This window comes from Paenisporosarcina sp. P4_D4, from assembly GCF_056401835.1.
In genome coordinates this window covers 1-18,802 of the sequence record NZ_JBFUIO010000053.1, presented here as the reverse complement: position 1 = coordinate 18,802, position 18,802 = coordinate 1, and the positions used below count along the sequence as shown (strand labels likewise).

21 protein-coding genes and 2 rRNA genes are annotated in these 18,802 nt (G+C 40.0%); 1 reads left to right on the top strand and 22 read right to left on the bottom strand.

The annotated features are described in order from the left end of the window. Nucleotides 1-761: 761 nt before the first annotated feature. From spoVG to metG, 11 genes are all read right to left on the bottom strand, one after another. Nucleotides 762-1,052 carry a septation regulator SpoVG gene (gene spoVG / locus AC1DSL_RS11960; protein ID WP_016429957.1) on the bottom strand — a complete coding sequence of 97 codons (291 nt, stop codon included), beginning with the start codon at nucleotides 1,050-1,052 and terminating at the stop codon, nucleotides 762-764. 153 nt (nucleotides 1,053-1,205) lie between these two features. Continuing rightward, nucleotides 1,206-1,580 (bottom strand): RidA family protein, encoded by a 375-nt coding sequence (locus AC1DSL_RS11955; RefSeq protein WP_016429958.1) that lies wholly within the window; start codon nucleotides 1,578-1,580, stop codon nucleotides 1,206-1,208. Beyond that, nucleotides 1,580-2,410, bottom strand: coding sequence for a pur operon repressor (gene purR, locus AC1DSL_RS11950; protein WP_342542610.1), 831 nt, complete (start codon nucleotides 2,408-2,410; stop codon nucleotides 1,580-1,582). The genes AC1DSL_RS11955 and purR overlap by 1 nt, the downstream gene beginning before the upstream one ends. 56 nt (nucleotides 2,411-2,466) lie before the next feature. Continuing rightward, nucleotides 2,467-3,333, bottom strand: coding sequence for a 4-(cytidine 5'-diphospho)-2-C-methyl-D-erythritol kinase (gene ispE, locus AC1DSL_RS11945; protein ID WP_016429960.1), 867 nt, complete (start codon nucleotides 3,331-3,333; stop codon nucleotides 2,467-2,469). A 158-nt stretch (nucleotides 3,334-3,491) separates the two neighbouring features. Then, nucleotides 3,492-3,680 (bottom strand): small, acid-soluble spore protein, alpha/beta type, encoded by a 189-nt coding sequence (locus AC1DSL_RS11940; protein ID WP_016429961.1) that lies wholly within the window; start codon nucleotides 3,678-3,680, stop codon nucleotides 3,492-3,494. A 114-nt stretch (nucleotides 3,681-3,794) separates the two neighbouring features. Next, the gene (veg, locus tag AC1DSL_RS11935; RefSeq protein WP_016429962.1) at nucleotides 3,795-4,058 is read right to left on the bottom strand and encodes a biofilm formation stimulator Veg; all 264 of its coding nucleotides are present in this window, start codon (nucleotides 4,056-4,058) and stop codon (nucleotides 3,795-3,797) included. 147 nt (nucleotides 4,059-4,205) lie between these two features. Then, the gene (gene rsmA, locus AC1DSL_RS11930) at nucleotides 4,206-5,099 is read right to left on the bottom strand and encodes a 16S rRNA (adenine(1518)-N(6)/adenine(1519)-N(6))-dimethyltransferase RsmA (RefSeq protein ID WP_477532336.1); all 894 of its coding nucleotides are present in this window, start codon (nucleotides 5,097-5,099) and stop codon (nucleotides 4,206-4,208) included. Continuing rightward, nucleotides 5,092-5,658: a ribonuclease M5 gene (gene rnmV, locus AC1DSL_RS11925; protein ID WP_477532335.1), complete on the bottom strand. Its 567-nt coding sequence runs from the start codon at nucleotides 5,656-5,658 to the stop codon at nucleotides 5,092-5,094. Before rnmV ends, rsmA begins: the two co-directional genes overlap by 8 nt. A 180-nt stretch (nucleotides 5,659-5,838) precedes the next feature. Next, nucleotides 5,839-7,047, bottom strand: a complete 1,209-nt coding sequence (locus AC1DSL_RS11920) for a ubiquitin-like domain-containing protein (RefSeq protein WP_477532334.1) — start codon at nucleotides 7,045-7,047, stop codon at nucleotides 5,839-5,841. Nucleotides 7,048-7,176: 129 nt separating this feature from the next. Further along, on the bottom strand, nucleotides 7,177-7,947 hold the full coding sequence (locus AC1DSL_RS11915; protein WP_477532333.1) for a TatD family hydrolase: 771 nt from the start codon (nucleotides 7,945-7,947) through the stop codon (nucleotides 7,177-7,179). A 259-nt stretch (nucleotides 7,948-8,206) separates the two neighbouring features. Then, nucleotides 8,207-10,165, bottom strand: a complete 1,959-nt coding sequence (gene metG / locus AC1DSL_RS11910) for a methionine--tRNA ligase (protein ID WP_477532332.1) — start codon at nucleotides 10,163-10,165, stop codon at nucleotides 8,207-8,209. A gap of 341 nt (nucleotides 10,166-10,506) precedes the next feature. On the opposite strand from metG, the gene AC1DSL_RS11905 reads away from it, so the two are divergent. Then, a complete protein-coding gene (locus tag AC1DSL_RS11905; protein WP_016429968.1) occupies nucleotides 10,507-10,785 on the top strand; it encodes an AbrB/MazE/SpoVT family DNA-binding domain-containing protein in 279 nt (92 codons plus the stop codon). 39 nt (nucleotides 10,786-10,824) lie between these two features. Here the strand turns inward: AC1DSL_RS11905 and rsmI are convergent, their stop codons facing one another. The 11 genes from rsmI to AC1DSL_RS11850 all read right to left on the bottom strand — a co-directional run. Further along, nucleotides 10,825-11,706, bottom strand: a complete 882-nt coding sequence (gene rsmI, locus AC1DSL_RS11900; protein WP_342542608.1) for a 16S rRNA (cytidine(1402)-2'-O)-methyltransferase — start codon at nucleotides 11,704-11,706, stop codon at nucleotides 10,825-10,827. Beyond that, nucleotides 11,706-11,978 carry a GIY-YIG nuclease family protein gene (locus tag AC1DSL_RS11895; RefSeq protein ID WP_016429970.1) on the bottom strand — a complete coding sequence of 91 codons (273 nt, stop codon included), beginning with the start codon at nucleotides 11,976-11,978 and terminating at the stop codon, nucleotides 11,706-11,708. The genes rsmI and AC1DSL_RS11895 overlap by 1 nt, the downstream gene beginning before the upstream one ends. Beyond that, nucleotides 11,965-12,711, bottom strand: coding sequence for a tRNA1(Val) (adenine(37)-N6)-methyltransferase (locus AC1DSL_RS11890; RefSeq protein WP_016429971.1), 747 nt, complete (start codon nucleotides 12,709-12,711; stop codon nucleotides 11,965-11,967). Before AC1DSL_RS11890 ends, AC1DSL_RS11895 begins: the two co-directional genes overlap by 14 nt. A gap of 63 nt (nucleotides 12,712-12,774) precedes the next feature. After that, the gene (yabA, locus tag AC1DSL_RS11885; protein WP_016429972.1) at nucleotides 12,775-13,140 is read right to left on the bottom strand and encodes a DNA replication initiation control protein YabA; all 366 of its coding nucleotides are present in this window, start codon (nucleotides 13,138-13,140) and stop codon (nucleotides 12,775-12,777) included. Nucleotides 13,141-13,165: 25 nt separating this feature from the next. After that, entirely contained in the window at nucleotides 13,166-13,981 is an 816-nt protein-coding gene (locus AC1DSL_RS11880) for a PSP1 domain-containing protein (RefSeq protein ID WP_016429973.1), read from the bottom strand. Continuing rightward, nucleotides 13,974-14,978 (bottom strand): DNA polymerase III subunit delta', encoded by a 1,005-nt coding sequence (gene holB, locus AC1DSL_RS11875; RefSeq protein WP_477532331.1) that lies wholly within the window; start codon nucleotides 14,976-14,978, stop codon nucleotides 13,974-13,976. Before holB ends, AC1DSL_RS11880 begins: the two co-directional genes overlap by 8 nt. Nucleotides 14,979-15,089: 111 nt before the next feature. Beyond that, nucleotides 15,090-15,419 (bottom strand): cyclic-di-AMP receptor, encoded by a 330-nt coding sequence (locus AC1DSL_RS11870; RefSeq protein ID WP_016429975.1) that lies wholly within the window; start codon nucleotides 15,417-15,419, stop codon nucleotides 15,090-15,092. A gap of 55 nt (nucleotides 15,420-15,474) precedes the next feature. Next, nucleotides 15,475-16,119 (bottom strand): dTMP kinase, encoded by a 645-nt coding sequence (tmk, locus tag AC1DSL_RS11865; protein WP_477532330.1) that lies wholly within the window; start codon nucleotides 16,117-16,119, stop codon nucleotides 15,475-15,477. Continuing rightward, entirely contained in the window at nucleotides 16,116-17,543 is a 1,428-nt protein-coding gene (locus tag AC1DSL_RS11860) for an aminotransferase class I/II-fold pyridoxal phosphate-dependent enzyme (protein ID WP_477532329.1), read from the bottom strand. The genes tmk and AC1DSL_RS11860 overlap by 4 nt, the downstream gene beginning before the upstream one ends. Nucleotides 17,544-18,436: 893 nt before the next feature. Next, nucleotides 18,437-18,552, bottom strand: a 5S ribosomal RNA gene (gene rrf, locus AC1DSL_RS11855). 65 nt (nucleotides 18,553-18,617) lie between these two features. After that, a 23S ribosomal RNA gene (locus tag AC1DSL_RS11850) occupies nucleotides 18,618-18,802 on the bottom strand; the annotation flags it as partial.

Below are 18,802 nucleotides of genomic sequence, written 5' to 3'. Positions count from 1 at the left end.
CAGCTGTCATGACAGCTGAGCCTGTGGGGTCTAGCTTGTTTCGTTTTTCCGCAGGAGTCTTCAGAAATAGCCAACCACCTTCCAACTTAAATATTTTGCAGAGACACGCTTACAAAAGCAATTTCTTTTGATAGGAGTGGAGGCGGTGGAAAACAACTGCTCCTGCGGTTACTCGTCGCAAAGATTAGGACCAAATTGCCTTTGGTCCCAATCTTTTCAGCGGGAACAGCACKAGCTGAAGRMCCCGCAGGAAACGAATAGTGCAAATGTAAGTTGCACTATTCGTTTGCGACGAAGCTAGCGAAGCGATGCAACGYACTTTCATGTTTCGAAGCTAGCAGAGCGATGCAGAAACAGGAGCACCGGTTTTTCTAGTGACGAGGAGACTGAAGCCGTGCCCGCGAAACGCGTCCGCCGCAATGGARATCAACATTTTCTTGCATAGGCTCTTTTTCAATAGTATACAGTTATATTCACTCATTTTTTGTTTGTCTACAGTCTGAAAGGACTTCTCACCCTAAGGTGGAAGTCCTTTTCTTGCTATTTCACTTCTCTTTCACATTTTGCATGACGTACATAGAGAATTTAGAGAGGAAGTTTAGTCTCCTATTACCTTGATGGCCAATCCATTTGAAATCAAAATACTAGATGACATCGTCAGAGCAATAGCATGGACGCCGTCATCAAAAGAGAGATTGATTAATGTTATTACAAAAAAAGAAACCTATCATACGACATGACAAGTCTCTTAATCTAATCTATTAAGCTCCTGCTTCTTCATAGGGAATCATGTCTTCTTCGCTAGACTCCTCGTAAGCGTTCAATACAGCTTCTTGAATTTTTGTACGTGTCCCAGAATTAATCGGGTGTGCAATATCTCGAAATTCTCCATCTGGTGTCCGTTTACTTGGCATGGCCACAAATAGCCCTGTATTACCGTCAATGACACGAATATCATGAACGACAAACTCGCTGTCTAGTGTGATGGAAGCAATGGCACGCATGCGGCCATCGGTTTGTACTCGACGTAATCTTACATCAGTTACTTCCATTGTCTCACCACCTTTCTTCTTAGTTGCCTTACAGTCTCTGACAACTATATTCTACATTTATCATATTTTCCCTTCTTTTTTAATTGAATTTTTAAAATATTTAAGAGGGCAATAAAAGAACCATAGAAAATATCTCTATGGCTCGAAAATATCTTATGAAATTAACGCGATAACCTCTATTTCCACTTGTGCATCTTTCGGCAAACGTGCCACTTCAACAGTGGAACGTGCGGGTTTATGTTCACCAAAATGCTGACCATATATTTCGTTGAATACAACAAAGTCATTCATATTCTTAATGAAGACAGTTGTCTTCACCACTTGTTGTAAAGATGATCCCGCTTCTTCAAGTACAGCTTTTAAATTTGCGAAAACTTGGTGAGTTTGTTCTGTAATTGAGCCTTCCACCATATTCCCTTCAGCTGTCAATGGAATTTGGCCCGAACTATAAAACATGCCGTTTACAATCATTCCTTGAACGTATGGTCCTATTGCTGCTGGTGCTTTAGTTGTCGATACTGCTTTCATTATTCATTTCCACCTTTCGAAAAATAATTACCTTCTGTTAAAGCAATCGTACGATCTTTTTCATTTACTTCATGCAGTTTTACAAGTGATAAATAATTTTCAATTAACTGTTCGTCGGCGTGCTCCGCTTCAACTAATACGGCAACACCTGCTAATTGGCAATTGAATTCTTCAAGTAAGTTTTTCATGCCATTCATTGTACCGCCGACTTTCATGAAGTCGTCCGTAATAAGAACGCGTTGTCCACTCTTCATACTGCGTTTTGACAACACCATCGTCTGGATACGACGTGAAGATCCAGAAACATAGTTAATGCTGACAGTAGAACCTTCCGTAACTTTGCTATCTCGACGTACGACCACAACAGGTACATTTAAATGACGAGCAATGGCATGAGCAATCGGAATCCCTTTTGTCGCCACGGTCATAATGACATCGATTGGTTGTTTGGCAAACGCTGAAGCAAATACTTTTCCTACACGATTCATCAGTTCAGGATTTCCAAGTAAATCCGTCATAAATAAATACCCACCAGGTAACAAACGGTCTGAGTGACCAAGCTCGTCCATAAAGTCTTTAATGACTTCACGAACCGCCTCATCACGCATACTTGGAATATACTTAACCCCGCCAGCGGCCCCTGGGACTGTCATTAACAAGCCGATGCCTTTTTCTTCGAACGTTTCTTTCACAATGGTCAAATCTTCACTTATTGAAGATTTAGCAGATTGGTACATATCCGCAAACAATGTTAATGGAATTAACTGTTGGGGATGGTCTAACAAATAATGAGTCATATCAACGAGTCGCTCACTGCGTTTCCACTTCATTGGCCACACTCCTAAACACGAATGATTTATACGTAAGTTTAAACAAATATACGGTTTTAGGCAAGTGCATCTCGCTCTCCCAACAATCTGACTGCATACACTTCGTCACAAAAGCCTCTTAAACCATTATAGATTCTATTCACTCTGGACTCGTGTTGAACTACGCCAAATACTGTTGGACCACTACCACTCATTAATACCGCATCTGCTCCAAATTTCATCATGTGTTCTTTGATCATGGAGACCTCTGGATGCATTTTTAACGTAACTGATTCCAATGCATTTCCCATAGTATTACACATTAATACATAATCTTTCTCACGAATTGCACGAATCATTTCTTTTGTATTGGGATGGGCCACTTCATTAACTTTCAGACTTCCGTAGACATCTGCCGTCGATACACCTATCGAAGGTTTAGCTAATATAATCCAGCAGTTTGGCGGGGCCGGCAATTCCTGAATCTGTTCTCCTCTACCAGTGGCCAATGCCGTTCCTCCATAAACACAGAACGAAACATCCGAACCAATTTTAGCCCCGTGTTCGGCTAATTGATCAGCAGTCAACTTCAAATCCCATAATTCATTCAATCCCTTTAAAGTAGCGGCCGCATCACTGCTTCCTCCTGCCAGACCAGCAGCAACAGGTATTTTTTTCTCTAAAGTAATCGATACGCCTTCTTGTATCTTATATGTATCTTTTAATAACTTAGCAGCTTGATAGGCTAAGTTTCTGTGATCATCCGGCACATATCGGTCAGCTGAAATTATACGAATCTGACCATCAATTCTCGGTTCTAATCCAATACGATCTGCCAAATCAACCGTTGTCATAATCATTTCTACTTCATGATAGCCATCCGGACGTTTTTGTAGGACATCCAGGGTTAAATTAATTTTTGCAGGAGCTTTCACATAAAGCATGGCTATGCCTCCTTCATCTGTTCATTGCTGTTCCCTATTTTACCACAGCTAGTGATTTAGGAAAGGAGGCCTCGAAAAGATATCAGCTTGACTTTTTATTCGAAAAAAAGGCGGATTGCTCCGCCTTTGTCAGTCCCATTAGAAATTATCATTGCGACTTACTTCTTGTAGCGATTTTGCCCGTTCATTAATCCGGTCTGTGCCATTTCAACAGCTCGCTTTACCATATTACCAGCATTCCGAGAAGTTATGCCTCCCCAACCGTCACGCTCAACGACATTGTAAAATCCAAGTTCTTTCGCAATTTCCTCTTTTAGACGATCTGACATTACACGATTACGTGGCATGTTTTTCCTCCTCTTGAGGACTGACAAATGTAGTATGCACTGAAAACAAAAAAACACTCATGGAATATAACCCAAGAGTGTTTTGATAAAAAATAAGTACATAAGTGCGAAAGATTATTTGACGACTACAAGTTCTTGCATTCCGTCAACAATTGTAATTTCTACTGCTTCAGTTAAAATATCTGTGTAGCTGTAAGACACACGCTCGAAAGCGTTCTCGTCCTGATCAAGATCCACTACGAACACTGCATGATACGTTTCACGTAAAACGCCTGCTCGTTCAATCGTTTTCTTGCGACCACCGTTTGCTTTTAATTGCAAACGTTTACCTAAATGACAATCTAAAGACTTCTTAATATCAGCTAAAGTTTTTGGCATTTCGCTTACACCTCACTTAGTAACAAGCATACCATATCAAAAAATATTTGTCAACCAAATTTATTATTTTAACAATGAACAAAAGCACTTGTCAATAAGTTTCGTATAATCCAGCTGTCTTTTTTTAAAATAAGTGTGCTGAGTTTGTTATAAAGTCAGTGTTTCCTTGAAATCTGGAAGCAATAAATCTGCCAATTTCCCGAACTCTTGAATGGTTAATGTTTCCCCACGACGGGTTGGATCTATGTTCGCACCTTCGAGTGCAGCTAAAATCAAATCTTTCTTTTCTTTCCCATGTGGAAGTTGTGACTGCAAATTGTTTAGAATGGTTTTTCTGCGTTGGGCAAAAGAAGAACGCGAAACCGTGAATAAGAAATCTTCATCCTGAACATGTACCGGTGCCGTCTCGTGTCTAGTTAATTTAATGACAGCTGAATCGACATTAGGTTGTGGGATAAATACTGTTTTCGGAACGGTCATGGCAATTTCAGCCTTCATATAATACTGAATGGCAATCGACAATGATCCATATGCTTTCGTGCTCGGAGAAGCTGTGATGCGATCCGCCACTTCTTTTTGCATCATGACAACCATTCCGCGAATCGGCAGTTTTTCCATTAATAATTTAATCAAGATAGGTGTTGTTACATAATAAGGTAAGTTTGCTACGACCATAACATCCTTGTATCCTGCCAGTTTTTCCTGCATCACTTCTGCCACGTTGGCTTTTAAAATATCCGAATGGACGATTTCTACGTTATCGTACGGAGAAAGCGTATCTTCCAACACCGGTAATAGTCGTTGATCGATTTCAAATGCAACCACTTGTCCCGCATTACGCGCTAAATGCTCTGTCAACGCACCTATTCCAGGACCGATTTCAATAGCAGCAGAATCTTTTGTCAGCTTTGCATGACTGACAATATTATGAAGTACGTTCGGATCGATTAAAAAATTTTGACCTAAACTCTTTTTAAAGGAAAATCCATATTTTTTTAATATTTCTTGTGTACGTTTTGGGGTTGCAATATCTTTACTCATGTATGCCCTCCTGATCCAATTGTGCTAAAGCTTTTTTTAACTGCTCGCTTTCAATTTGGAACATTGATAATCTTTTTTGTAGTTGTTTTCCATTCGTATAACCAATCTGCAAAAGTTCGCCAAGTCTATCGCGACGCACTTTAGCACTAGGATGCCCAATTAATCGGGCTTCCATCAATTGATGAAGTGGAATTTCTTTTATTTCGTTCAACGTATTTCTAGGTGTATATACATTTAATAGTGCTTGACGTATATCTTCATCCGCTGCATGCTCTATGCCAAGACCTTTACCATTTTTTGCAATGGTTTTCTCTTTCGGTAAAAACGCATGCTTTACACCCTGTACCTGTTCTTCAATAATGGCACGAATACGTCTACCGGGGTAGTCTGGATCTGTAAAAACAATGACTCCTCTTTTATTTTGCGCATGCTGAATACGCTGAATGGTTTCTGGTGAAATGGCAGATCCGTTCGTTTCGATGGTATCCGCTCTCACAGCACGCTTAATAGCGGTTGTATCATCTTTGCCTTCCACCACTATTACTTCTTCAATAAACACGATTCACTGCCTCATTTCCAACTGCTTCTTTGCCTATTTTACTTGCGCACGCATTCAATGTACATAGAAAAGCGTAGCAGGCCAAGATAGTCCGACACTAACGACAAGAGGCAAATTTCATTCTGTTATCTCTAAACGAGAAAAAGCTTTCCCAAAATACATGGGAAAGCTGGATTTAAATTAGTCCAATACTTTAATCCGAACCTGTTTTCGCCCAAATCCAAATGCCTGATCTGTTGTTGGCATGAACAAGTCAATTTTCATTCCTTTGATCGCTCCACCAGTATCACCAGCCACTGCATAACCATAGCCTTCTACCCAAACCTTGGAACCCAATGCAATAACACTTGGATCTACCGCTATTACTTTTAAGTTAGGGTTTGAACGCAAATCGATACCTGTAGCAGTAATTCCAGAACAGCCATTACAGTAAGCTGTATACGCTGTCGCAGAGACATAAAATTCTTTGCCATTAGGTTCTGATGAACTAGAGGCACCACGTGAAACGCTTGCCGTAACAATCTTCGTTCCAATAGCCACGACTTTCTTGGCTGGATCACTAACTACTTCTTCGCCTTTTAGAATACGGGCGACCGGTTTCCCGTTTTCAGAAATTATTTCATAAGTTTGTTTAACGGATCCTTTTTTACCTTCTTGTACAACTTTTTCTTTACCTTTTAACAGGTTCTTATCTTTACGTGTTTCCACAGCGAAATTCGTTGCTGCTTCCACTACATCGGTGACTTTTTCTACGCGAACGACTTGTATAACATCGTTTGGAATCACTAGTTCATCCATTCTTTGTTCGACACGATCAAATTCATTCATTTGAATCTCTTGTTGTTTTAAAAAGTCAGCGACCGTAGTCGAAGTGGACCAAACCTTCATTTCATTGACACCATCTACGAGCGTTACTTGGAACGCTTTTTCAATCGCAATGTTTGTATCGGGTCCGACCTTGGCATCAAGCCCAGGTGTTAACTTATCTTGCTCAGAAACTTCAATCTTTGCTTCTGCTAAAACTTCACTAACTTGATTAGCAGTTGTTTGGATGGTTTGTTTTTTCCCATCAACTGTAATCGTAATTTTTTTTGCCTGCTCCCACTTAATAGAAAGTCCTTCTTCTATCTTCGTGTTCAATGAGGGTGACACTAAATCAGCGTCGGAAACTTTTATGTTTTGTTCATTTAATAAGTCTCCAACTGTATCTGCATGGGTGTTAACTTCTTGTTGTTTACCATTAACCGTCAAAGCGACAGTTTGTTTCGTTCCTATGAAAAGAACGGCTGATATTACTGAAACAATTAAGATAACTGCGATTGCTGCTATTCCTATTTGTTTACTCCTCAATGCTTTGGTGAACAGGTTTTTCATGGAATTATTTGACATGAAAAACGCCTCCTTATCACTCGTGTGATTATATAGATTTCAAAAATGCCTGTCAACCATTCTAAATTAGTCAAACTATTCTGGTTGAAAGCTCCTCCTTTGTCCAAGTATTGGAGACGGTTCCAGTTTTTATACAGGTAGTTTGTAAAATTTTATGGCATTTTCAGTCGTGGCTCTTGCCACTTCATCAATTGAAACATCTTTCAAACGAGCGATTTCTTCTGCTACAAGTGTTACGAGTGCCGGTTCATTGCGTTTTCCTCTATGTGGATGAGGTGCCAAGTAAGGAGCATCTGTTTCAATCATTAAATACTCCAAAGGAATTTCGGCAGCTACTTCTTTCGGCTTCTTCGCATTTTTGAAAGTCACGGGACCCCCAAGGGAAATCATGAAATTTAAATCAATGCAGATTTTAGCGGTTTCAACACTGCCACCATAACAATGCATTACTCCTCCGGTTTTTTCAGCCTGTTCTTCCTGTAAAATGCGGATGACATCTTCGGTAGCATCACGGTTGTGGATGACAATCGGCAAATTCACTTTTTGTGCCAAACGAATTTGCTTTCTAAACAACTCTTGTTGCACATCATGCGGAGACTTATCCCAATGGTAATCCAAACCAGTCTCACCAATAGCCACAACTTTTGGATGAGCCGCTAATTCCTCAATCCATTGCAAGTCTTCATCTGTACAATCAATAGCATCTACCGGGTGCCAGCCAACAACTGCATAAATAAAATCATATTGTTCCGCTAGCGAAATCGCTCGCTTAATCGTTTTACGGTCAAAACCAATGACAACCATGTGGTTTACCTTTGCTTCTAGTGCCCGTTCAATGACTTGTTGTAAATCTTCATCGTATTGATCTGCATTTAAATGGACATGTGTGTCTATGTACATGATTAATCGCCTCACTGTTTCTATTTTAGAATTAATAAGTATTTCCTACATCTCTGTCTTGTAACAAATTGACGACAGAACCATGTGTTCTTCATAACAATCAGGACTAAATAACCTGAAAATGGCAATTATAATTAGTTGTATTTTATTTCCATTGATTCCAACGACCTAAACTTTCCAAAGAATAGCACGTTCCGTTTCATAGTGACAAGGAAAAAGCCTGCTCAGCAAATGCTGGACAGGCTATAGGGATTCTCTTTTATTTTACTTTCGCACCATTTTCAAGCTTTTCATCTACGGTTGCCAATGTTAAATAACCGTCTTTTTCTCCAGCAAGAATCATTCCTTGCGATAATTCTCCGCGCAGCTTGACTGGTTTTAAGTTGGCTACAACAATGACTTTCTGCCCGACTAATTCTTCAGGCTTGTAACTTTTGGCAATGCCCGATACAACCTGACGTTGTTCGTATCCCAAATCTACTTGCAGCTTCAATAATTTATCCGCTTTAGGAATTGCTTCACAAGCTGTGACAGTGGCCACTCGTAAATCTACATTCAAAAATTCATCAATTGTGATTTCTGGCACTTCTGCCACTTCTTCTTTTACCACTTCAGGTTCTTCCGCTTTTACAGGACCACGCATTTGTTCTTGAATATACGTAATTTCTGTTTCCACTTCTAACCTTGGGAAAATCGGTACGCCTTTTTCAATCACTTTAGTGCCAGTTGCAATGCTTGATGTGTTTTCAAGTGAATCCCATGTCAATACATCTGCAGATAACCCTAGTTGCTCAGCAATTTGTTTTGGCGCATTTGTCATGAAAGGTTGTAAGTAAACGGCTATTTTACGAAGACTTTCAGCCAAATTCCACATAACTGAAGCCAGTTTTGGTTTATCCGATTCTTCTTTAGCCAATACCCATGGTTGTGTTTCATCAATATATTTATTCGTACGAGAAACAAGAGACCACAAATCGCTTAACACGATACTGAACTGCATCTTCTCCATACTTGCTTCATATTTTTCTTTCACTTCTTTTGCATGCTCTTGTAAAGTAGCATCAAATTCTGTTGGTTCATTTCCTTCTGTTGGAATCACACCATCAAAATATTTATTCATCATGGAAACAGTACGATTAAGTAAGTTTCCTAAGTCGTTTGCCAAGTCATAGTTCGTACGTTCCACAAAAGATTCCGGTGAAAAGACACCATCAGCACCGAATGGTAACTCACGTAATAAGAAATAACGAGTAGCATCTAATCCATAACGGTTCACTAAAAGTTCCGGTGTGACAACATTGCCTTTTGACTTCGACATTTTCCCGTCTTTCATCATGATAAAGCCATGTGCAAATACTTTTTTAGGTAACGGTAAATCCAAAGCCATCAAGAAAATCGGCCAGTAAATTGTATGGAATCTCACAATGTCCTTACCGACCACATGTACATCAGCAGGCCAGAACTTATTAAATAATGATTCATCATCCGACTTATACCCGAGAGCTGTAATGTAGTTTGATAAAGCATCTACCCATACATAAATGACATGTTTTGCATCTCCAGGTACTCGGATTCCCCAATCAAATGAAGTTCGGGACACAGATAAATTTTCCAATCCTGGTTTGATGAAGTTATTAATCATTTCGTTTTTTCTGGACTCAGGTTCAATAAATTCCACATTATTTTCATAATAGTTCAGCAAGCGGTCAGCATATTTTTTCATATTGAAGAAATATGATTCTTCTTTGACTTTTTTCACTGGACGTCCACAGTCCGGACAGTTTCCATTTTCCAATTGTGATTCAGTAAAGAAAGATTCACAAGGCGTGCAATACCATCCTTCATACTCACCTTTGTAAATATCGCCGTTATCAAGGAATAACTGAAAAATCTTTTCAACGCCATCTTTATGACGCTGTTCAGTCGTACGAATAAAATCGTCATTGGAAATGTGCATCAAGTCCCAAACCTGTTTGGAAGCTTCCGCAATTTCATCGACATATGATTGTGGATCTTTTCCAGCTTCTTGCGCTTTCTCCTGAATCTTTTGACCATGCTCATCCATGCCTGTTAAAAAATGAACATCAAAGCCACGTAAACGCTTGTAGCGAGCCATCGCATCGGAAGCCACCGTTGTATATGCAGTTCCAATGTGGAATTTGCCACTTGGGTAATAAATTGGAGTCGTAATATAAAAAGAATTTTTTTTACTGTTCACTTAAATTCGCCCTTTCGTGCCCATAAAGTAGTAATACTATTCTATCTGAGTACCTGAATTGTTTCAATGCTGTAAGATTGACGGAAATTGTCGAATAATAATTACATTCATTTTTAATTCAGTTTTTTTCTATTATTGCCATATTCTTGACACTAACAAATATTTTGTGTCAAAAATATTATATTATAACTATATAATATCATATTTTTAACAATTATTACTTTGAATTGGGAGTAATAGTTATTGACGAATTTGGGAGGAGTTGGTATGATAAATAACAGACAAGAAAGAAATGTCGAAATTTGACGAATTACTTTTATAATTCGGGAGGAGTACTTTTCATGAAATCTACAGGTATCGTTCGTAAAGTTGATGAATTAGGACGCGTAGTTATTCCAATAGAGCTTCGCCGTACATTAGGCATTGCTGAAAAAGACGCATTGGAAATTTACGTGGATGACGATAAAATCATCTTGAAAAAATATTTACCAAACATGACATGTGCTGTTACTGGTGAAGTATCAGATGACAACCTACGTTTAGTAGGCGGAAAACTGATCTTGAGCCCAGAAGGCGCAGACTTATTGGTAAAAGAAATTCAATCTAATCTTACTAAATAATTTCAAAATCCGGAGCGACAATACGTCACTCCGGATTTTTTATGCTTCAATATGATACTGCTGATAAACATCCCGCTTTGGTAAATCTCTTTCCTTGGCCACGACTTTAATGGCTTCTTTTGAAGAAAGCATTTGATTATCCATTACATGGTTAACATGCTCAGTTATGGATAAATTCAACCACCATTTTTCCATTTTTTCAGGATTTTCTTCTTTAGAACCATCGATAACCAATACAAATTCTCCACGCACGTCTTCACTCTCTACCCAAGCCACTGCTTCTTCTAAAGTTCCTCTTACAAACTCTTCGAACTTCTTCGTAACTTCTCGAGCCAAGACCACTTTTCGCGAAGATCCCAGTATTTGTTGAGCATCTCTTAGTGTTTCCTTTAATCGATGTGGAGCTTCATAAAAAAGCATCGTTTCTTTGTGATATTGAAGGTCTTCAAGCGCAGCTTTCCGATCTTTCTTTTGCCTCGGAAGGAAACCATAAAAAGTAAATGACAAAGTGGAAAGTCCAGATGATATTAACGCACTCAATGCAGCATTCGCACCAGGAATTGGCACCACGGATAAATTCTCCGCTACTGCCTTTGCCACAATATCTGCTCCCGGATCTGAAATGCACGGTAAGCCGGCATCACTGACAAGTGCAATATTCTTTCCTTTTCGCAGAAGCTCTAAAAGCTTGTCCCCACCATATTCCAAGTTATGTTCATGGTAGCTGATAAGCGGTGTATCAATTTCAAAGTAGTTACACAGTTTTTTCGTATTACGTGTATCTTCCGCAGCAATATAATCCGCTTCTTTCATCATTCGAATCGCACGAACGGTCATATCCTCCAAGTTTCCAATAGGTGTCGCCACCAAATATAAAATACCAGTAGAAGATTGTCCTGAAAAACTCTTTTGTGCGTGCATTACTGTTCACCTCTCATCCCATTTGCCATATAATCTATTTTGTCACTTTTCTTTAATTGTTTAAATGCATACTCCGCTTTCATCGCCAGTTGTTTCGTTTCGAATACTTCCTGATAAATACAAGAGACCGGTCGTCTTGCTCGGGTATACTTGGCTCCTTTGCCGCTATTATGAACATTTACACGTTTTGTTAAATCGTTGGTATAGCCGGCATAATAGGAACCGTCAGCACATTCCAATACATAAAAAACATGCTCATTAGTTCTTTCCATAAAGCATCTCACGCACTTCTTCTGTATATACACCTTTTTCATCGTACACATATAAAGGGGGAAGAATTTTTAAATCAGGTTTTCCATCTTTGATTCCTTCTATTAACAAGGTATTCGCTTCTTTGCCTTCTTTCGGATAAACAAAGCGAATGCGTTTCGGCTCCAGTCGATTGGCTCTCATCGCAGTAACAATGTCCAACAATCTGCCAGGTCGATGTACAAATGCCGCTTTTCCACCTTGTTTTAACAGCTGACTTGCAGATTGAACCGCTTCGTCTAACGTTAAATAAAGTTCATGACGGGCTATCGCTAAATGCTCTTTCAAGTTTTTATTACTTGCTTCATGGGCAGGAAAATATGGAGGATTGCACGTCACCACATCATACTTTTCAATTCCTAACTCTTTTGGAATCGTTTTTACATCCCCTTCAACAATAGTAATTTGTTCATTCAATTGATTATAACTAACGCTTCTCTTGGCCATATCAGCCAATCGTTCCTGTAATTCTACACCTGTTATCTTGGCTTTCGTCCGTGCACTTAAAAATAAAGGAATGACGCCGTTTCCTGAACACAAATCGACGATAGACCCTTGTTTAATCGGTACATACGTAAATTTTGCAAGCAGGACCGCATCGAGTGAAAATGAAAAAACGGACGGACTCTGAATAATCCGTAGTTCTTCTGCAAGCAAATAGTCTAGTCTTTCATCATCTTGTAAGTCGATTTCCATTGGTTAACCCTCCGACATAACAAAAGACCGACATCCACTTGAATAAGTGGAATCAGTCTTTCATCACCCGTTTTGTTTATTTAAAAAAGAAAGGCAAAATAAACAATCTTCACCTTTACGTGAGCTTCCAAAGTGCACATGACACACATGGAATCCTTCTTGATATAATCGTGCCAAGTTATCGTAACCTTCTCCAATATCAAGCCGGCTTAATTTTTTTGCATTTAGTTCGTTCTGCTTCAGGACTTCTTCTTCCGCTGCATGAATTTCATCCAGTCGCGTTCGAAGAAGGAAGTTTTCTTGCTGCAAAGACTGATGTTCTTCCATCATCAATGCCACGAACTCTTTAAGTGCATGGAACTGCCCTTGCAAAGATTCCAGTTGCTGTTCAAACTCCATGACCGTATCCAAAAAATTACGATCTTTCACGTACATCACCTCGTTGTTCAGTCCATTACACTTGGTTTTCTGCATATTGTTGAATTTCTTCTAATGTATAGTCAAGCACACGTTGTTGCTCAGCTAATTCAACTTGCATCACGCGTTCCAGCAAATTAATTCCGACGACTTTTCCTTTGCCATCTGGTGTGGAAATTCGCGCACCCATATCGGGCATTAACTCTTTTGCTGTTTCATACTCATCATTTTCGTATTTCAAACAGCACATCAATCGACCACATAAACCCGAAATTTTTGATGGGTTTAGAGAAAGGTTTTGATCTTTGGCCATTTTGATTGAAACAGGTTCAAAATCACCTAAAAATGTAGAACAGCACAACATACGACCACATGGTCCGATTCCACCAAGCATTTTTGCTTCGTCTCGAACCCCGATTTGACGTAACTCGATTCGAGTTCTGAAAACAGAAGCTAAATCTTTCACCAAATCACGGAAGTCCACTCGACCTTCAGCCGTGAAATAAAAAATGATTTTATTTCGATCAAATGTATACTCTACATCGACCAGCTTCATATCAAGTGTGTGTTCAACAATCTTCTCTGTTCCAAGCTCAAATGCCTGTTGCGATTCAAGTTGGTTCTCTTCCACTTGATGGCGATCACGCTCATCAGCCGGACGTACAACTTGCTTAAGTGGCAAAACCACATCGTGTTCTTCAACTTGCTTTACAGGAACGACGACCTTCCCGTATTCTACCCCTCTAGCTGTCTCAACTATAACATACTGATCTTTCTCTAAAGGAAAATCAGCTGGATCAAAATAATATATTTTACCCGCTTTCTTAAAGCGGACACCTACCACGTTATACAAACGAAAACCCCTCCTGAAGATTCAGCATTAACTGTTCCATTAACAGCGTCCGATTCATATTGCGATGCAGTTGTTGCTTCGCTTTTAATATGGCCTCTATTTTATTGGACAAGTGCTCATACGTAGTATGAAGGGCACGTTGTTGATAAAAGGGCAAAAAATCTGGATACGCGTAGGCTGAATCACTTTTGGCCTTGACTGATACTAAATCGCGGTATGCGAATAAAAGCAAATCCAATGCCTGTTCTGTTTCTTCTTTTTCTTTTAACAAAGGTAACCAATCTTCATGTACGGTCAACATCGCTTCATGTACATTAGATTCGACTGCCTCTACTAATCTTAACACTGTTTTTCGAACCTGTGCAAACTGCTCATCTTTTGCCAATTGTAAAGATTCTTCCAAATCATTCGTCAACATGGAAACTGTTGCCGCCATAGACGCAGTCAAGCCTTGATCTATCAGTACTTTCACCCGTTCTTCATAAGGAATAGCAGGGAAAGAAATAATTTGACTACGCGATCGAATTGTCGGTAAAATCGCATGTGGTTTTTCCGTTAACAAAATCGCTGTAATTAGACCTTCAGGTTCTTCTAAAAATTTGAGCAATGTATTCGCAGCAGATGCGTTTAAGCGATCTGCCCTGTGGAGCACGTATATTTTACGGCCAGCTTCAAGGCCTGTTTTATTCATCTCATATATCAACTGGAGCATTTGATCTTTTTTGATATCTTGTCCATCCGGCTCAATTTGAATAAAGTTAGGATGGTTGCCAGATTCAAATCTTCTGCACCCTCGGCACGTTTCACATGAAACATTTTGTACGGGTTGTTCACATAATAATAATTTCACAAAAGCGCGCATGACCGCTACTTTGCCAGTTCCTTTTGCTCCTTCAAAAAGATATGCATGAGCAACACGATTTTTCTGAAAAACCGTTTGGAGTTGTTTCATTACAACTGGCTGTAACTGTATGACATCTTTTTGGTTTGCATCCATGAAGTTGCTCACCCTTTCTTTTTGAAAAAACCCGTGCTCCGGACATCCGGAAAACACGGGATTTTTCGTGTGTAGCTAAATAAAATTGATTCATAAATGCAGTACTAAAATTTAAAAATGATGGAACTGTTCAATCGGAAGCACAAATACTGTTGCGCCACCCACTTCAACTTCTACTGGATAAGGAATGTATGAGTCAGCATTACCGCCCATTGGCGATACCGGAGCAACCATCTGCTCACGAGAACGACAATTATCACGGATTAAATCAAGTGCTTTCGGAATTAATTCGTCATCGGTACCGATTAAAAACGTCGTATTTCCTGATCGTAAAAAACCACCAGTACTTGCTAATTTGGTTGCACGAAAGTCACCTTTCGTAAGTGCGTTTGATAAACGGTTACTATCTTGATCTTGCACCACAGCCACTATAAGCTTCATCAACTCGGCCCCTTTTCCAGAAGTTCTTCCTACTATTATAACATGAAAAGTTTATTCATTTCATACGTGAAGCAAGATAATTTTTCAGAACATTCAGTACGTATTCCGTTACTTCTTCCTGTGATTTGGAAGCATCCACCACATGTATTCGTTCTGGATATCGTTTGATGACTTCCTGGTAACCTTCTCTTACTGCTTCATGAAATGCCAAATTTTCAGCGTCTAGTCTATTCTTTTCCCTTTCATCATGCTTTGCAATCCTTTTTAGACCCAATGAAGGTTCCAAATCAAACAATAATGTTAGGTTGGGCATTAACTTGCCAATTGCAAACTCATTGATGGAAAGTACTTCGTCAATTCCCAACCCGCGGGCGTGACCTTGGTAAGCAAGAGATGCATCAATAAATCGATCACATAAAACGATTTTATTTTCATTTAATGCAGGCGTGATTTTTTCCACCAAGTGTTGTCTTCTCGCCGCGGCATACAATAGTGCTTCTGTACGGCCATCCATCTCCGTGTAATCGTTATTTAATATGACTTCACGTATATGTTCTGATATGCGGATACCACCCGGCTCACGTGTTGATACAATCTCGTATCCCTCATTCGTTAATTGTGCAACAACATCACCCATCACAGTTGTTTTTCCTGCACCTTCTGGTCCCTCAATTGTAATAAAAAATCCTTGGTTGTTCATTCTTTTTCCTCCTTCAAGACAAGCAACTGTTTTCGGCTCAAATCATGCTCACCTTGAATCGTTGCACCACTCGCTAAATAATCTGCAAGCATTTTCAATTTATTAGTTGTAATTTTCTCCCCACGAACAAACAAAGGAATACCGGGTGGATACGGAATAACCATTCCCGTACAGATTCGTCCGGTAGTTTTCGTAAATGAAATCCATTCATTTTCTGCCGTCTGTAACTCTTTATATGAAACGGCTAAAGTTGATAGCGCTTCTATATCATGCGAATAATCAATTTCCACTTTATCTCTTTGCTGTTTAGAACATTTTTCAACAGCAGATTTTATCTTCCTTCGTATTTCTGCAAACGGGAAGTGATGTCTAGCTTTTAATAAAGGCAAGATCATTAAAACTTGCTCGGGGTCCGCTAGTTCTACATAGATTCCCTGGTGCTCCAATTGTTTTTGCAAGCTGAAGCCAGTCAAATGGGATACCCGTAAAAGTAACTTCAGTGGATCATCAACTTCAATAACTTCAAGACAAGGAATCGTCTTTAACCCATCCACGAACTGATTTCGTGACTTGATAAACAGCTGATGATCTTCATGCGCATACGTTCCGATATAATGTCGGGCATCATCCAAGGATGCGAGTAATAGATACGAGGGACTGCTGGATTGAAGCATACGCAAATAGCGATTCACTCTATCATTTGCCACTCGATTTGAGTTGATATGAAGAAATGAACCCATGGTCAATGCCGGCAGTGTTTTATGAGCGGACTGTACAACCACATCTGCGCCCATTTCAATTGCGGACATCGGAAATTTGCCTTTTCCAATAAAATGCGCCCCATGTGCTTCGTCAACTAGGACGGGAATTCCGTGTTCATGCGCCAACTGAATGGTTTCAATCATTTCAGAATTCGTCACGCCATAATAAGTAGGGTGAGTTAAAATAATTGCTTTTGCATCTGGATAATAGTCGATAGCCGCAGCTACAGTAGAAAAGCTGACGTGTGATGGCGTATAGGTAGCCTCATCCCATTGAGGTGTTAAAAACACGGGTTGTGCACCTACCAGCTCAAGTGCATGGAATACCGACTTGTGAGCATTCCTTTGCACCAGTACTCGATCTCCTACCCCACAAGTTGCATACACCATCGCCAAATTTCCCACGGTAGAGCCATTCACCAGAAAATAACTATGTTGCGCTCCGTAGGTTTTTGCCAATAAATCTTGTGCCTCCGCGATGACTTCTTCCGGATGATGATAATCATCAAGTCCACTGAGCTCTGTGTAATCAAACCTCATTACATCTTTAAAAGCACGCGGCAATTCGGACAATGCCCCATGTTTATGTCCAGGAACATGAAACGAGCTATTTTGATTTTCATAAAAACATTGCATCGCTTCTACTATTGGACGTTCCTTCATATCTAATCCCTCACACTTTTTCATATAGCTTTATTATACAACAAGATGGACAATCACCGACGGCCATTGCACTGTTATCTCATACACCAAGTTAAGTTGACCACCACTGAAACAAAATATCTCTTCTTATATATGTGATTGATAATTTATCGCTCAGTTTGAAGTATTTCTCGTTCAAACTCATCTCACTGGTAAGTTGACTTGTTGAATCAATTCACCCGTTCAATCCTACTTCCCATAATATAAACCTTCCACCAACAGAAAAGATTCATGAAGAGTCAGCGTCATGGATCCTAATTTAAGAATTTGGTTTCCATTACTCTTAACCCCCTATTAGTTCTATTTTCGCTGCGCTCCTGTTCAAACCATTAAAAAACAACACAAAAAAAACCGACATCTCGGAAAGTATCAGCTCTCATAGGGGGCGCCCCCAACTACCATCGGCGCTAGGCTGCGAAAGACGATGAACGGCAGATTTCTTCGTCAACCGCAGGTCTTCGAGTCTCGCGTATATTATACGCTCCGAGTCTCTTCCCTTTGTTTCCTCGAACTCTTTGTTCCTCCTCTTTCTCGCACACCTTCGTATTAAACTTAATAAACAGCACAAAAAAACCGATACCTCGAAAGGTATCGGTTTCTTATTTGCCTAGCGACGTCCTACTCTCACAGGGGGTGCCCCCAACTACCATCGGTGCTAGGCTGCGAAAGACGATGAACGGCAGATTTCTTCGTCAACCGCAGGTCTTCGAGTCTCGCGTATATTATACGCTCCGAGTCTCATCCCTTTGTTTCCTCGAACTCTTTGTTCCTCCTCTTTCTCGCACACCTTCGTACTAAACTTAAAATACAACACAAAAAAACCGATACCTCGGAAGGTACCGGTTTCGTACTTTGCCTAGCGACGTCCTACTCTCACAGGGGGAAACCCCCAACTACCATCGGCGCTAAAGAGCTTAACTTCCGTGTTCGGTATGGGAACGGGTGTGACCTCTTTGCCATTATCACTAGACTTTTTTGAGTGTTTGTTCACTCAAAACTGGATAAACGGGTCATTGAAAACCATTCAAATTCATTTTGGTTAAGTCCTCGATCGATTAGTATTCGTCAGCTGCACACGTCACCGCGCTTCCACCTCGAACCTATCTACCTCATCGTCTTTGAGGGATCTTACTTACTTGCGTAATGGGAAATCTCATCTTGAGGGGGGCTTCATGCTTAGATGCTTTCAGCACTTATCCCGGCCACACATAGCTACCCAG